Below are 13924 nucleotides of genomic sequence, written 5' to 3' on the forward strand. Positions count from 1 at the left end.
TCAGGCATACATCTGGTGACTGATACACCGCGATCGCGAGCAAGCTCACTCCTACGGGAACGTGTTCACTGAAACAACAGAATTCAACACAGGTGCTCTATGACCACAGCCAACGTTTACCAACAGCGGCCAGCGACCGATGCCAAAGCCGAGTCGCCACTGTTTCATGCTGACCTTCAGAGCCTGATTGGCAAGGGCCGCAGCAATCCGGGCGTCGTGCTGCGGGAGAAAAAACTGCTTGGCCACCTGACCATCCGTGGCGATGGCCACGACCCGGCGTTCGCGGCGGGCGTGCACAAGGCGCTGGGCATGGAACTGCCGGGCGCGCTGGCGCTGGTCTCAAGCGGCGATAGCTCGATCCAGTGGCTTGGCCCGGACGAGTGGTTGCTGATCGTGCCGACCGGTGAAGAATTCGCAGTCGAGCAGAAGCTGCGCGAGGCGCTAGCCGGTTTGCACATCGCCATCGTCAACGTCAGCGGCGGGCAATCGCTGCTGGAGCTGACTGGGCCAAAGGTCCGCGAAGTGCTGATGAAGTCCACCAGCTACGACGTGCACCCGAGCAATTTCCCTGTGGGCAAGGCCATCGGCACGGTGTTCGCCAAATCGCAGTTGGTGATCCGCCGTACCGGCGAAGACACCTGGGAACTGGTGATCCGCCGCAGCTTCGCCGATTACTGGTGGATGTGGTTGCAGGACGCGAGTGCGGAGTATGGTTTAGGCATTGCTGCTTGATTCCGGATTGACCCTACGACCTGCGCTGATCGCTCCCACGCTCTGCGAGGTAGCGCCGCCCCTGACGCTCAGCGTCACTCGACAATGGACGCGGAGCGTCCTGAACCGCATTCCCACGCAGAGCGTGGGAACGATCAAGGAATACCTATGAGCCGCGCCCCCGATACCTGGATTCTGACCGCCGACTGCCCCAGCGTGCTGGGCACGGTGGACGCGGTGACGCGTTACCTCTTTGAGCAGGGCTGCTACGTCACCGAGCACCATTCGTTCGATGACCGGCTGTCCAGCCGCTTCTTTATTCGCGTCGAGTTCCGCCAGCCGGAGGGATTTGACGAGTCGTCTTTCCGTGCCGGCCTGGCCGAGCGCGGCGAATCCTTCGGCATGATCTTCGAGCTCACCGCCCCGAATTACCGCCCGAAAGTGGTGATCATGGTCTCCAAAGCCGACCACTGCCTGAACGATCTGCTCTACCGCCAGCGCATCAATCAGCTGTCCATGGACGTGGTTGCTGTCGTCTCCAATCACCCGGACCTCGAACCACTGGCGCGCTGGCACGACATTCCCTACTACCATTTCCCCCTCGACCCCAACGACAAACCGGCCCAGGAAGCGCGGGTGATGAAGGTGATCGAAGACACCGGCGCCGAACTGGTGGTGCTTGCCCGCTACATGCAGGTCCTGTCGCCGGAGCTGTGCCGCAAGCTGGATGGCAAGGCGATCAATATTCATCACTCGCTGCTGCCAGGCTTCAAGGGCGCCAAGCCCTATCACCAGGCGTACAACAAGGGTGTGAAACTGGTCGGCGCGACGGCCCATTACATCAACAACGACCTCGACGAAGGGCCGATCATCGCCCAGGGCGTCGAAGTGGTCGACCACAGTCACTATCCCGAAGACCTGATCGCCAAGGGCCGCGACATCGAAGGCCTGACCCTGGCACGCGCGGTGGGTTACCACATTGAGCGCCGGGTGTTTCTCAATGCCAATAGGACGGTGGTGCTGTAGGTGGTAGCTGCAAGCTTCAAGCTTCAAGCCGCAAGAAAAGGCGGTGTTCACACTTCTTGCGGCTTGTAGCTTGCCGCTCGAAACCCGATCCACTCTCTATCCAACAATAAATAAAGAGGTGATGGCATGTCTGGTAATCGTGGTGTGGTGTATCTCGGCGCAGGCAAGGTCGAAGTACAGAAAATCGACTATCCCAAGATGCAGGACCCGCGCGGCAAGAAGATCGAGCACGGGGTGATCTTGCGCGTGGTTTCCACCAACATTTGTGGTTCCGATCAACACATGGTGCGTGGCCGAACGACGGCCCAGGTCGGCCTCGTACTGGGTCACGAAATCACCGGTGAAGTGATCGAGAAGGGCAGCGACGTCGAGAATCTCAAGATCGGCGATCTGGTGTCCGTGCCGTTCAACGTCGCCTGCGGCCGTTGCCGCTCCTGCAAAGAACAACACACCGGCGTCTGCCTGACCGTTAATCCGGCCCGTGCCGGTGGTGCCTACGGTTACGTCGACATGGGCGACTGGACCGGCGGCCAGGCCGAATACGTGCTCGTCCCCTACGCCGACTTCAACCTGCTCAAGCTTCCCGATCGCGACAAGGCGATGTCGAAGATCCGCGACCTGACCTGCCTTTCCGACATCCTGCCGACCGGCTACCACGGCGCAGTGACTGCCGGCGTTGGCCCGGGCAGCTCGGTGTACATCGCCGGCGCCGGTCCCGTGGGGCTTGCCGCTGCTGCCTCGGCCCGCTTGCTGGGCGCTGCAGTTGTGATCGTCGGTGACGTCAACCCGGTGCGTCTGGCGCACGCCAAGGCGCAGGGTTTTGAGATCGCCGACCTGTCCAAAGACACCCCGCTGCACGAGCAAATCGCCGATCTGCTGGGTGAGCCCGAAGTGGACTGCGCCGTCGACGCTGTGGGCTTTGAAGCGCGCGGTCATGGCCATACGGGCGCCAAGGCCGAGGCACCGGCCACCGTACTCAACTCACTGATGGGCGTGGTTCGCGTCGCTGGCAAGATCGGCATTCCCGGCCTTTACGTAACGGAAGACCCGGGCGCCGTGGACGCTGCCGCCAAGGTGGGCGCGCTGAGCATTCGTTTCGGCCTGGGCTGGGCGAAATCCCACAGCTTCCACACCGGCCAGACACCGGTCATGAAGTACAACCGTCAACTGATGCAGGCCATCATGTGGGACCGCATCAACATCGCCGATGTGGTGGGCGTGGAAGTCATCAGCCTCGACGATGCCCCGCGCGGTTATGGCGAGTTCGATGCCGGTGTGCCGAAGAAATTCGTCATCGATCCGCACAAACTGTTCAGCGCCGCGTGATCCTCTGACGCTCACAAAAGGCGACCTTCGGGTCGCTTTTTTTATGTCCGACGTAGGGCTCTAACCCGACATTTGTAGGGCGTTTCTGAAAATAATTGAGGAGCGTTTAAATTGCGTTCCTGCTTGTTTCAGCTGCCTTTTCTCCGTGCTATTTGTCCGGCCGGTTTTTCAGGTGGCGGGTCATGCATGGTTGTCAGGTGGGTTAGAACATCGATTCATTTCCTCGTCGCAACGCCGCTGCTCTGGCTGCCGGCGACGTTGGCAAGCGCTCACCTGGAGCCCTTTTCGTCGGGCTGGGCTTCCTCGGAAATATTCTTTGAAAATCCGAATGCCTGCATCTGGGCCGGGGTCGACCCGCCGGTCTGCGAGGCAGGATACCGCGCTGCTTACCGACAGCATGTGCGAGTGGCGCCGACCTACCGTGAGCTGGCGGACTGCGAGGCGGACTTCACCCCGGGTGAGTGTTTCGCGGCCGACGTTTCCCGGCTCTGGTCGCCCTGGCTGTCCGGTTTCGCGATCATCACCCAGGTTCAGCTGACATCCACCGGGGGTAGCCCCGACTCCCGGGTGCGCCTCTTCAGTGAACCGCTCTATCGCGGCGCCGATCATCAGGGCGGCACGCGCTTGATCAGCCTGCGCGAGAAGCTTAACAACGGCGAGCATTTCGATAAGGCATTCATTCGCCACCGGCTCCTGCAGGCGGGTTCGACGGCTGCAGATCAACGGCTGGCGCGGACCTTCGAGCCGCAGCGGTTGTTTTATGTCAGCAAACCCTGAGGCCCTGCGTGGAACTTCCCTTCGAGGGGCGGTCCAACGCGTGTTTACCCGGCCATGGCCGGTCTCCCGGAAAACGAGGTTGTTGCGATGAAAGTTTCACTGAAAAACGTACGCGGTGCTGCGCTGGCGAGCCTGATGGCGCTGGCAGCCACGCCGGTCTTCGCTTTCAATCTGAATGACGCGGCCAATGCTGTTTCCAATGCCACCGGCGGCCAGCAAAAGGCAACCGCCGCGCCTGAAGCAGCCGGGCTGTTGAACACGCTGGGCACCCAGTTGAACGTCACACCGGAGCAAGCGGTTGGCGGGACTGGAGCCTTGTTGGGGCTGGCCAAAAACAAGCTCGCCGGCAACGACTATTCGCAACTGAGCAAATCAGTGCCAGGCCTCGACCAACTGGCCGGCACATCAGCCCTTGGTAACCTGAGTGGTCTGGGCGGACTGTTGGGTAATTCCGGGAGCAGCAACTCTGCTCTGGATAGCGCACTGGGCAACGTGCAGAGCATGGGCGACGTGAACAAGGCGTTCAGCGCGCTGGGCATGAACAGCAGCATGGTCAGCCAGTTCGTGCCGGTGATTCTGCAATACCTGGGTCAGCAAGGCGCTGGTGGTTCGGCGTTGCAGGCGTTGAGTGGCGTCTGGGGCGCCAAGTAATTGAGTTGCCGCGCCCCTGCAAAAGGGGCGCTTGTTGCCAAGAAGTGGTGCTAGGAAATCAGGCCGCGTAGCTCGGCAATTCGCGCATCCTTCTCTTCCCAAAGCCTGTTGACCCAGTCCTGCACGTACACGCGGAGCACCGGGTCATTCTCGTAATCGCCCTGCCACAGCGCAGGGTCGAGTTCGCGGGTCTTGATGTCGACGATCACCCGCGGCACGCGTCCTGATAGCAAGTCCCAGAACCCCGGGATGCGCTCGCTGGGATACACGACCGTCACATCGAGCACCGCGTCCAGTTGCTCACCCATCGCCGCCAGCACAAATGCGACGCCGCCCGCCTTGGGCTTGAGCAAGTAACGATAGGGCGAAGCCTGCTCGGCTTTCTTGGCCGGGGTAAAGCGCGTGCCCTCCAGGTAATTCACCACCGTCACCGGCTGACGTTTGAACAGTTCGCACGCCTCGCGGGTGATTTCCAGATCCTTACCCTTGAGCTCGGGATGCCTGGCCAGAAACGCTTTCGTGTAGCGCTTCATGAACGGGTAATCGAGCGCCCACCACGCCAGCCCCAGGAACGGCACCCAGATCAATTCTTTCTTGAGGAAGAATTTGAAGAACGGCGTACGTCGATTCAGCGCCTGCACCAGCGCCGGGATGTCGACCCAGGACTGGTGGTTGCCGATGACCAGGTAGGACGTGTCGCCACGCAGGCCTTCGTCGCCGCGAATTTCCCACTGGGTCGGCAGGCAAATTTTGAAAATCAGCTTGTTGATCTCACACCAGGTCTCGGCGATCCACATCACCGCCGCCGAGCAGTTGTCGCGCATCTCACTCTGGAACACCAACTTGAGCAGCGCAAAGACCATCAGCGGGCCGATCAGCACCAGCGTATTGAGCAGAAGCAGCAGCGTGACGGCAATTCCGGTGAGCAGGTGACGCATAAGGCACTCGCGGTCGACAGGGTGGCGCGCAATGATAAGCAGGCCGGGCGCCTGGCGCAAAATCCCCGGCGATATCGACGAATGTTTCACGCCGTTTTCGGTACGCTTCCCATTGCCTGCACCGCGACTGCCCGGTGCTGCAGTTCCGGGCGCGAACCATCGGCAAAGTTATGGTCTAAACCGGGCACGCCCGACCGCTCATCCATCACGAGGAAAATGTGACGTGAAATCCCTTCTGGCGCTTATGTCTTTGCTGGCGTTGCCTGTCATGGCTGCCGAACCGACGTTGTACGGTCGTTACGAATACATTCAGGTCTCGGAGATCGGCGAGACGTTCAAAGCCAAAATGGACACCGGCGCGTTGACCGCATCGCTGTCGGCCAAGGACATCGAACTGTTCAAGCGCGATGGCGATGACTGGGTGCGCTTCCGTCTTGCGACCAAAGACGCCGACAGCAAAGTGTACGAGCACAAGGTGTCGCGCATCAGCCGAATCAAGGGCCGTTCCGAAGGCGACGATGAAGAAGAACCGGCTGACCCGACCAAGCGCCCGGTCGTGGACCTCGAACTGTGCCTGGGCAACGTCAAGCGCACCGTTGAGGTCAACCTCGTCGACCGCAGCCACTTCAACTATCCCTTACTGATTGGCGCCAAGGCCCTGCGCGAATTCGGCGCGGCGGTTAACCCGGCCCGTCGGTATACGGCGGACAAGCCTGAGTGCTGATTGACGGGCGGGACTGATATCCGGCACCGTTCCGGCTTTACGCCACGTGCTCGGATGCCATGCCCCACATTCTCATTGTCGAAGATGAAGCCGCCATCGCCGATACCCTCATCTATGCCCTGCAGGGCGAGGGTTTCACCACTGCGTGGCTAACGCTGGGACAGGCGGCCGTCGACCTGCAACGCGAGACGCCCGCTGACCTCATCATCCTCGACATCGGCCTGCCCGATATCAGCGGCTTCGAAGCCTGCAAACAACTGCGTCGGTTTAGCGAAGTACCGGTGATGTTTCTGAGCGCCCGTGATGGTGAAATTGATCGCGTGGTGGGGCTGGAAATCGGCGCGGATGACTACGTCGTCAAGCCGTTCAGCCCGCGTGAAGTCACTGCACGGGTTAAGGCGATCCTCAAACGAATCGCGCCTCTGGTCGACGCCAATCCCCCCACCGGCCATTTTTCGGTGGATGCCCAGCGCGTGCTGATCAGCTATCGCGGCCAGCCCATGAGCCTGACGCGGCACGAGTTTCGCCTGTTGCGCTGTCTGCTGGAGCAACCAGGACGGGTGTTTAGCCGAGAGCAGTTACTCGATGCGGTCGGCGTTGCCAGCGATGCCGGCTACGAGCGCAGCATCGACAGCCACATCAAAAGCGTCCGCGCCAAGTTGCGGGCGATCGTCGCCGAGGCCGAGCCGATTCAGACCCATCGCGGGCTTGGCTACAGCTACAGCCCGGATCACAGCTGATGCGGCTGGGCCTGCGGATTTTTCTGGTCTATGCCCTGTTCATTGGCCTGACGGGGTATTTCGTCCTCAACACGGTGATGAAAGAGGTGCGCCCCGGCGTTCGGCAATCTACCGAAGAGACGCTGGTGGACACCGCAAACCTTCTTGCCGAGGTGCTGCAGGCCGACGTTAAAGCGGGCACCTTGAGCCAGAGCCGCTTTCCGCAAGTGCTCACGGCCTATGGGTTGCGACAGCCGGACGCGAAGATCTGGGGCATGCCAAAGAATCAGGTCAATAACCGCGTGTATGTGACCGACGCCCACGGCATTGTGTTGCTCGACTCCAGCGGAGAGGCTGTGGGGCAGGATTATTCACGCTGGAATGATGTGTTTCTCACCTTGCGTGGCCAATATGGCGCGCGCTCGACCCGCAGCGATCCTCAGGACCCTAACTCATCGGTCATGCACGTTGGCGCGCCGATTCGCGACGGTGACCGCATTATCGGTGTCGTGACCGTGGCCAAACCCAATAGCTCGCTGCAGCCTTACGTCGACCGGACAGAGCGGCGTTTGCTGTATTACGGCGCGGGGCTGATCGTTCTGGGGTTGATGTTCGCTGGGTTGCTGTCGTGGTGGGTGAGCAGCGCGCTGCGTCGATTGACCGAATACGCCCAGGCCGTGAGCGAAGGGCGCCGCGTCGAGCTGCCCCGGTATCGAGGCGGCGAGCTGGCGCAGTTGTCTGCAGCCGTCGAGCACATGCGCACACAGCTGGAAGGCAAGGACTACGTCGAGCGCTATGTGCATACCCTCACCCATGAACTGAAAAGCCCCCTTGCTGCGATCCGCGGCGCTGCCGAGCTGTTGCAGGGCGACATGCCCGTCGATCAGCGGCAGCGCTTCGTCAGCAACATCGATAACGAAAGCGCGCGCGTCCAGCAGTTGATCGAACGGCTGCTGAATCTGGCCATGGTCGAACAACGCCAGGGACTGGAAGAGCGCGTCCTGGTGCCACTTGCCGGGCTGGTCGAGGACACGCTGGCGGCGCAGGCCGCGCGCATCGAGCGCAAGGGTTTGATCGTCGAACGGCTGATTACGGCTGAGGTGTTTGTGACTGGGGAGCGCTTTCTGTTGCGCCAGGCGTTCTCCAATTTGCTCGACAACGCGCTGGACTTCACGCCAGACGGAGGCACGTTGCGCTTCAGCGCCGAGCGGGAGGGCGAGCGCGTGAACGTGCTGTTTTTCAACAGCGCCGACCCCATTCCCGAATACGCACTGCCTCGCCTGAGCGAGCGCTTCTATTCCTTGCCCAGGCCCGACAGTGGCCGCAAAAGCACTGGCCTTGGGCTCAACTTCGTTGAAGAAGTGATGCAGTTGCACGGAGGGGAAATGCAGATACGGAATGTTGCAGGCGGGGTGATGGTGGTGTTGCAGCTGCGAGTAACGCTGCGATAAAACAAGCCGGTCCGTTAACGTTGTAGACCTGGAGATGGAAGGGTTTCATCGTCCGAAACACTCCACACAATCTCCACACTTCCCCCACGATTGCTCCACACAGACTTTTCAGAATCTCCCCATCAAAAACCGGGAGAGTTCGATGAACAAGGGCATGTCGATTTACAAGGTGGGAATGATCGGTCTGTTGATACTGGCGCTGATGATCCCGTTGATGATGATCAATGGCCTCATCCAGGATCGACAGAGCAGGCGCGACGAAGTGGTCGAAGACATCGCGCGCAGCTCCAGTTACAGCCAGCACATCAGCGGGCCGCTATTGATCGTGCCGTATCGCAAGTTGACCCGGATCTGGAAGCTCAACGCGGAGTCGCGCGAGCGCTATCAGGAAACGGTTGAGGAAAAGGGCCGCTTGTACTTCCTTCCCGAACGCTTTGCACTGGACGGCAAGGTCCAGACCGAAGTGCGTTCGCGCGGCATTTACGAGGCTCGCCTTTATCACGCCGATAACACGCTGAGCGGGCAGTTCGTGCTGCCCGAGCACTTTGGCCTGGGCAATGATTTCGAGAACTACCGGTTCGATGCCCCTTTTCTGGCTGTCGGCATTACAGATGTTCGTGGCATCGAAAGTGCGCTGAAGCTTGATCTCAATGGCGAACAACTGGACTTCGTTCCGGGTACCGACGTGGCGCTGTTGGGGGAGGGCGTGAGCGTCGTGCTGCCGCTGGAAACCGGCGTCGAGCAGAAGCGCCTGAATTTCGCGTTCGATCTGCGTCTGCAGGGCACTGGACAGTTGCAGATCACGCCCGTGGGCAAATCGAGTGTTGTACGGGTGTCGGCTGACTGGCCGCATCCGAGTTTCATCGGCAACTACCTGCCCGCCAGTCGCGACGTTTCCAAGCAGGGCTTCACCGCCAATTGGCAGACTTCTTTCTTCGCAACCAATCTGCAGGAAATTCTCAACCGCTGTTCATCCAGCGAAGTGTGTACCGAGTTCGCCGGTCGCAGTTTCGGCGTGAGCTTCATATCGCCGGTCGACCAGTACCTCAAGAGTGATCGCTCGATCAAATATGCGCTGCTCTTCATCACGCTCACCTTCGCGGGCTTCCTGCTGTTCGAAGTGCTCAAAGGGCTGGCGGTCCACCCGGTGCAATACGCTCTGGTCGGTGCGTCGCTGGCGTTGTTCTATCTGCTGCTGTTGTCGCTGTCCGAACATGTGGGCTTCACGCTCGCGTACCTGGTGTCGGCCAGTGCCTGTGTGGGGCTGATCGGGTTCTACGTCTGCCATGTGCTGGGCAGCGTTCGTCACGGACTGTCATTCGGCGTGGCGCTGGGAATCCTGTATGCATTGCTTTACGGCCTGCTCGGTGCCGAAGACTACGCCTTGCTGATGGGCGCGTTGTTACTGTTCGGAGTGCTCGGCGTGTTCATGGTGCTGACGCGCAAGCTGGACTGGTATGCGCTGGCGCAACGTCCCGCAAAACCTGCCGCGCTGGTGGTCGAGGCGAGTCATGAGTAGTCGGGTGGGACTGCGCGAAGACCAGCAGATCGGGCACGCGCTTGCAGTGGAAATAGCAAACTGGTTGTGGGCTGACGAAAGCAGATTCCCTCGCGGTCCGACGGCGCAGCCCTCACCGAAGCGGACCGATTCGCGTCTCGCGAATGAATCCGGCTTCGTCGATACCTGTGATTTGAAAGCAATCAGGCGGGCGGCTGGGTTTCAAGCATCGATGGCCGCTGACTGACTTCGTAATACCAGTTCGCCAATCGCGGGTAGCTGCTGCGCCAGCCCAGATTTGGCTGGCGGAAATCCAGATAGCCCAGCGCACAGGCCACGCTGATCGACGCAACGTCGAAATGCGTACTCAGTTCAGTGACGGCTTCGGCTTCGAAGTAGGCCAGCGTGCGAGCGATTTTCTCTTGCTGGGCGTCGAGCCATTCCGCCCAGTGTTTCTCCTCGGGCCGCAGGAAGGTCTCGTACCGGATGAGCAGCGCAGCGTCCATGAGGGCATCGGCCAGTGACGCGAGCGTCAATCGCCGCCAGCGCGCCGAGCCTTCTTTCGGAATGAGAGGGTTGCCGACGTGCTGTTGATCCAGGTATTCGAGAATGACCCGGCTGTCATGGATCACGTTGTCGTCAGCCAGGCACAGCGCCGGAATCTTCCCGCACGGATTGTCGCGGCAGACTTCGGCGTCGGGGCTGACGGGGGTGAGCGCAACCGCTTTGAGACTGACCCGGCTTGCCTGTCCGGTTTCATGAAGCAGGATCAGCACCTTGCGCGCGAAGGGTGAAGCGGCGTTGTAATGCAGCGTCATGCTGGGCGCAGACATGGATATTCCTCTGATCGACCTGGCCCTCCAGACTAGTGAGGGCAAGGACGCTGTGCAATATCCGGATGATATGCCGGGCCGATTTGCGACGGCCCGGACCTGAATGTCAGACCGTCGGGACCCCGTCTGCCGAGTCTGCCGATGCCGTTCCGGATTGCGCCGAAGGTGTGCCGGTCAACAGCGGCTTGGCGACAAACCAGATGATCGTGGCGGCGACGAGATCGAAAGCGGCCAGGGCCACAAACAGCGGGCTGTAGCCAACCTTGGTGACCATGATCCCGAGCACCAGCGTGAACAGCGCCGCGCCCAGAAACCCGAACATGCCACCCAGGCCGGTTGCCGTACCCACTTCGTTCTTGCCGAAAGAGTCCGACGTGATGGCGTACAACGCGCCTGACAGCGTCTGGTGCGCAAAACCGCCAGCGCACAGCAGCGCGATGGCGACGTAAGGGCTGTCCACCAGACCGATGCAGCCAGGGCCGATCATGCACAGCGAACCGAACACCATCACCATCTTGCGCGACGTCAGCAGCGAGACGTTGAAGTGCTTGTAAAAGAACGGGCTCAGGTAACCGCCCAACACGCAGCCAATGTCGGCGGCTAGAAACGGCAGCCAGGCAAACATCGCGATTTCCTTGATGTTCATGTGGCGTTCGGTCATCAGGTACAGCGGAATCCACGCGTTGAACGTCTGCCAGGCCGGCTCCGACAGCATGCGTGCCGAAGCGATTGCGTAGAAATTGCGGGTGCCGACGATCTTCTTCCAGCTGGCGTGCTTGGTCGGCGCGTCCTTCAGGTGGGATTCCTGACCGGCAAGAATGTAATCGCGTTCCTCATCGCCCAGCAGACGCTGATTGCGCGGGTGCTTGTAGAAGAACAGCCAGCCTGCGCTCCACAGCAGACCCAGCCCGCCGACGATGACGAACGCGATCTGCCAGCCGCTGTGCAGGATCGCCCAGACCACGAGGGGAGGGGCCAGCAACGCGCCGATCGACGAACCGATGTTGAACCAGCCGATGGCGACCGAGCGCTCTTTGGCCGGAAACCATTCAGTGGTCGCTTTGATCGCCGCAGGAAAACCCGCCGCTTCAGTGATGCCCAGCAAGCTGCGCAGGAACGCCAGACTCTGCCAGCCGGTGGCCATGGCCGCCGATGCGCACGCCACCGACCAGGCAATGGCGAAAACCGCAAAACCGATTTTGGTCCCGATGGCGTCAATCACGTAGCCGGCAACCGGCTGCATGAAGGCATAGCCCATCTGCCACGCGATGACGACGTGCGAGTACTGTTCGGTGGAAATGTTCAGCTCGCTCATCATGGTGGGAGCGGCGACGGAGAGGGTGTTGCGCGCGAGATAGTTGACGATCAGCCCGCCGGTTATCAGCGCGACCATCCACCAACGGATGCCTTTGATTTTCATCGAGTCCACTCTGGGTATTGTTTTTATTTAGCGGCGATCGTTATACGTCGTCGTATGACTCGATTTAGTCAAACGCACGTTTTGTTGTCAATTGAAATACCTGTAAATCGCCATTGTATTTCTTTATGTAACTGGATTGTCACCGGCGGGGCTGGGTTTTGGGGCGATCGATTGCCTATGGAGTCGTGAGATTCGGAGGCAGAACACGGGCCAGCCGGATGTGTAAATGGCGGGAGGTCATGTGATGACTAGGATGGCGGAACGTGCTTGCCCCGCGCGAGGAGGAGCGTGGGACAAGCCAGTTGGTGGGTGGGGCAATGCGATTCGCTACTTTGGCTCGTCGTCACGCCACCAGTTGTCGCCCAGTAATCCCAATCCTACGTAGAGCAGGCCTTCGAGCAATATTTCATAATCAAGAAACTGCTCATCTTCAATTGCTTCCGCTCTCACGACCCAAGGGACAACGTAAGAGAACCAAAAGACGATGATGGCGAGGCCAAGCACCCACTGATAGCGCCATCGTCTTGTGACTCGACAGGCGCTCCAGATGGCAGCCGCGACGATGACTAACGAGATATAAAACGCCATCTAGCCATCACCGTTGTTTTTAAGCAGCAATGCTGACGAGGATCTCTGAGGGCCAATACCTCCCGCAACTTGTGCGTCGATACTGACTATTACATCACCGACGTGGTAGGTCGGAATTCCTTGTTTGGCCTTCCCTCCTGAGAACATGCCCGCCATCCCCCCTACTATCGGACCGAACACCTCTGTAACAGCTTTGCCGCTCAGCGAGGATATGGCGCCACCCACTCTCACTCGTTGATCATTTAATAGATCGGCAGTATTCCGGCTCAGGCGATTAGACACCGCAAGCACCATCCGGCAAGGCCGCCCCTGTGCAAGCATTCGCTCGTAGGTTTCTTCAATCAACCGGATGACCTCAAAATGACCCTTGGTTATTTCCGGCAGGTTGATCGTTCTCAACGATGCGGCATCGTCCGGCTGCACGGTGAAGTGAATAAGCGTAAACACGACACCGTAATGGCCGACATGTTGGGTACGTTCGACGTCCATGACCTGTCCCTCGCTCAGCAATATTGCTTATTGCCGATCCTGTCCCATCCGCCTGTTACGCTGCCGGCCGCGCGCCCATCGTTTCTGTTTTGCAGGGTGTAGGTCGAGCGGATACGGCCGTAGTTGAGCTGGATGAGTTCGGTGGGAATGCCGTCGTTGGCGAGTTGGTTGTATTCGGCAATGATCACTTCTTCGAGAATGATTTCGTAGAACTTCATTTTGTCGCCCCCTGCACGGTGTACGGAAAGCTTCATTTCCTTGAAGTGCTGTCCGGCGCAGTTGGCTGCCATCAGTTTGCAGCTCGACTTGTCGAGCATCTTGGTCAGCGTCAGGTTGCTGAGCGTGGTACGCCCGGAAGTTGCGCCGCCTGCCGTGCTGGCTGTAACGGACGCGCTCTGGTCGGTGCCGAACGAATATCCGGTGATTTCAATCCAGTCTTTGCACTGCTCATCCAGTGCTTCGCCAGCAATGCCTTCAATCTTCAAAAAAGCGTCGAGCGCCATGGTGGGTCTTCCCGATGGATAGTGTGGATGCCCTGCCAGGGCGGAATATCGATTATCGGGAGGGTGACTCGCAGGGGAGGCCAGCGTGGGAGTCGGAGCGTGTAGGACGCTTAGTGTTGTTGCGAGGGAAGTTTCTTACGGACTTGTTCGACTTATAACCAAGGGAGGCCAGGCAGGATGCGATGTTTTACTGCAGATGCGCGTGCCCCTGCCATCGTCAAAGCAAACCGGTTCATTGGGTACGGTTCGATGTCAATCATGCAGAAGCGG

At 59.8% G+C, this 13924-nt stretch carries 15 protein-coding genes; 9 read left to right on the forward strand and 6 right to left on the reverse strand.

What is annotated here, in order from left to right; genetic code table 11:
• Positions 1 to 99: 99 nt before the first annotated feature.
• The 5 genes from AC07VF_RS19595 (at position 100) to AC07VF_RS19615 (ending at position 4491) form a co-directional block, all read left to right on the forward strand.
• Positions 100 to 732: a sarcosine oxidase subunit gamma gene (locus AC07VF_RS19595; RefSeq protein ID WP_495009383.1), complete on the forward strand. Its 633-nt coding sequence runs from the start codon at positions 100 to 102 to the stop codon at positions 730 to 732.
• Positions 733 to 879: 147 nt separating this feature from the next.
• Positions 880 to 1737, forward strand: coding sequence for a formyltetrahydrofolate deformylase (gene purU / locus AC07VF_RS19600; RefSeq protein WP_122536486.1), 858 nt, complete (start codon positions 880 to 882; stop codon positions 1735 to 1737).
• Positions 1738 to 1863: 126 nt separating this feature from the next.
• Positions 1864 to 3063, forward strand: a complete 1200-nt coding sequence (gene fdhA, locus AC07VF_RS19605; protein ID WP_192173166.1) for a formaldehyde dehydrogenase, glutathione-independent — start codon at positions 1864 to 1866, stop codon at positions 3061 to 3063.
• Positions 3064 to 3186: 123 nt separating this feature from the next.
• A complete protein-coding gene (locus AC07VF_RS19610) occupies positions 3187 to 3840 on the forward strand; it encodes a DUF1190 domain-containing protein (protein ID WP_495009384.1) in 654 nt (217 codons plus the stop codon).
• 87 nt (positions 3841 to 3927) lie between these two features.
• Entirely contained in the window at positions 3928 to 4491 is a 564-nt protein-coding gene (locus tag AC07VF_RS19615; protein ID WP_495009385.1) for a DUF2780 domain-containing protein, read from the forward strand.
• 50 nt (positions 4492 to 4541) lie between these two features.
• Here AC07VF_RS19615 and yihG read toward each other — a convergent pair whose 3' ends face one another.
• Entirely contained in the window at positions 4542 to 5429 is an 888-nt protein-coding gene (yihG, locus tag AC07VF_RS19620; RefSeq protein ID WP_495009386.1) for a 1-acylglycerol-3-phosphate O-acyltransferase, YihG family, read from the reverse strand.
• A 223-nt stretch (positions 5430 to 5652) separates the two neighbouring features.
• Here yihG and rloA2 point away from each other — a divergent pair, with 223 nt between their 5' ends.
• The 4 genes from rloA2 to creD all read left to right on the forward strand — a co-directional run bounded on the left by rloA2 (position 5653) and on the right by creD (position 9842).
• The gene (rloA2, locus tag AC07VF_RS19625) at positions 5653 to 6153 is read left to right on the forward strand and encodes a retropepsin-like aspartic peptidase RloA2 (RefSeq protein WP_133775519.1); all 501 of its coding nucleotides are present in this window, start codon (positions 5653 to 5655) and stop codon (positions 6151 to 6153) included.
• Positions 6154 to 6212: 59 nt separating this feature from the next.
• The gene (creB, locus tag AC07VF_RS19630; protein WP_495009387.1) at positions 6213 to 6893 is read left to right on the forward strand and encodes a two-component system response regulator CreB; all 681 of its coding nucleotides are present in this window, start codon (positions 6213 to 6215) and stop codon (positions 6891 to 6893) included.
• On the forward strand, positions 6893 to 8323 hold the full coding sequence (gene creC, locus AC07VF_RS19635; protein ID WP_495009388.1) for a two-component system sensor histidine kinase CreC: 1431 nt from the start codon (positions 6893 to 6895) through the stop codon (positions 8321 to 8323). The genes creB and creC overlap by 1 nt, the downstream gene beginning before the upstream one ends.
• A gap of 142 nt (positions 8324 to 8465) precedes the next feature.
• Positions 8466 to 9842 (forward strand): cell envelope integrity protein CreD, encoded by a 1377-nt coding sequence (gene creD / locus AC07VF_RS19640; protein ID WP_495009389.1) that lies wholly within the window; start codon positions 8466 to 8468, stop codon positions 9840 to 9842.
• 182 nt (positions 9843 to 10024) lie between these two features.
• Here creD and AC07VF_RS19645 read toward each other — a convergent pair whose 3' ends face one another.
• The 5 genes from AC07VF_RS19645 to AC07VF_RS19665 all read right to left on the reverse strand — a co-directional run bounded on the left by AC07VF_RS19645 (position 10025) and on the right by AC07VF_RS19665 (position 13654).
• On the reverse strand, positions 10025 to 10654 hold the full coding sequence (locus AC07VF_RS19645) for a glutathione S-transferase family protein (protein WP_192173159.1): 630 nt from the start codon (positions 10652 to 10654) through the stop codon (positions 10025 to 10027).
• Between the two features lie 106 nt (positions 10655 to 10760).
• Positions 10761 to 12074, reverse strand: a complete 1314-nt coding sequence (locus AC07VF_RS19650) for an MFS transporter (RefSeq protein WP_282368314.1) — start codon at positions 12072 to 12074, stop codon at positions 10761 to 10763.
• A 327-nt stretch (positions 12075 to 12401) separates the two neighbouring features.
• The gene (locus tag AC07VF_RS19655; RefSeq protein WP_346627192.1) at positions 12402 to 12662 is read right to left on the reverse strand and encodes a hypothetical protein; all 261 of its coding nucleotides are present in this window, start codon (positions 12660 to 12662) and stop codon (positions 12402 to 12404) included.
• Positions 12663 to 13151, reverse strand: coding sequence for a hypothetical protein (locus tag AC07VF_RS19660; RefSeq protein ID WP_423573536.1), 489 nt, complete (start codon positions 13149 to 13151; stop codon positions 12663 to 12665).
• A 14-nt stretch (positions 13152 to 13165) separates the two neighbouring features.
• Positions 13166 to 13654 (reverse strand): Hcp family type VI secretion system effector, encoded by a 489-nt coding sequence (locus AC07VF_RS19665; protein ID WP_495009390.1) that lies wholly within the window; start codon positions 13652 to 13654, stop codon positions 13166 to 13168.
• Positions 13655 to 13924 lie beyond the last annotated feature (270 nt).

Source organism: Pseudomonas sp. GW821-FHT02H06, assembly GCF_059421525.1.

What these genes read in the sequence shown, in the direction of transcription:
- AC07VF_RS19595 (WP_495009383.1), top strand. Translation starts at nt 100, where the DNA reads ATGACCACAGCCAACGTTTACCAACAGCGGCCAGCGACCGATGCCAAA.
- purU (WP_122536486.1), top strand. Translation starts at nt 880, where the DNA reads ATGAGCCGCGCCCCCGATACCTGGATTCTGACCGCCGACTGCCCCAGC.
- fdhA (WP_192173166.1), top strand. Translation starts at nt 1,864, where the DNA reads ATGTCTGGTAATCGTGGTGTGGTGTATCTCGGCGCAGGCAAGGTCGAA.
- AC07VF_RS19615 (WP_495009385.1), top strand. Translation starts at nt 3,928, where the DNA reads ATGAAAGTTTCACTGAAAAACGTACGCGGTGCTGCGCTGGCGAGCCTG.
- yihG (WP_495009386.1), bottom strand. Translation starts at nt 5,429, where the DNA reads ATGCGTCACCTGCTCACCGGAATTGCCGTCACGCTGCTGCTTCTGCTC.
- creB (WP_495009387.1), top strand. Translation starts at nt 6,213, where the DNA reads ATGCCCCACATTCTCATTGTCGAAGATGAAGCCGCCATCGCCGATACC.
- creC (WP_495009388.1), top strand. Translation starts at nt 6,893, where the DNA reads ATGCGGCTGGGCCTGCGGATTTTTCTGGTCTATGCCCTGTTCATTGGC.
- creD (WP_495009389.1), top strand. Translation starts at nt 8,466, where the DNA reads ATGAACAAGGGCATGTCGATTTACAAGGTGGGAATGATCGGTCTGTTG.
- AC07VF_RS19645 (WP_192173159.1), bottom strand. Translation starts at nt 10,654, where the DNA reads ATGTCTGCGCCCAGCATGACGCTGCATTACAACGCCGCTTCACCCTTC.
- AC07VF_RS19650 (WP_282368314.1), bottom strand. Translation starts at nt 12,074, where the DNA reads ATGAAAATCAAAGGCATCCGTTGGTGGATGGTCGCGCTGATAACCGGC.
- AC07VF_RS19655 (WP_346627192.1), bottom strand. Translation starts at nt 12,662, where the DNA reads ATGGCGTTTTATATCTCGTTAGTCATCGTCGCGGCTGCCATCTGGAGC.
- AC07VF_RS19660 (WP_423573536.1), bottom strand. Translation starts at nt 13,151, where the DNA reads ATGGACGTCGAACGTACCCAACATGTCGGCCATTACGGTGTCGTGTTT.
- AC07VF_RS19665 (WP_495009390.1), bottom strand. Translation starts at nt 13,654, where the DNA reads ATGGCGCTCGACGCTTTTTTGAAGATTGAAGGCATTGCTGGCGAAGCA.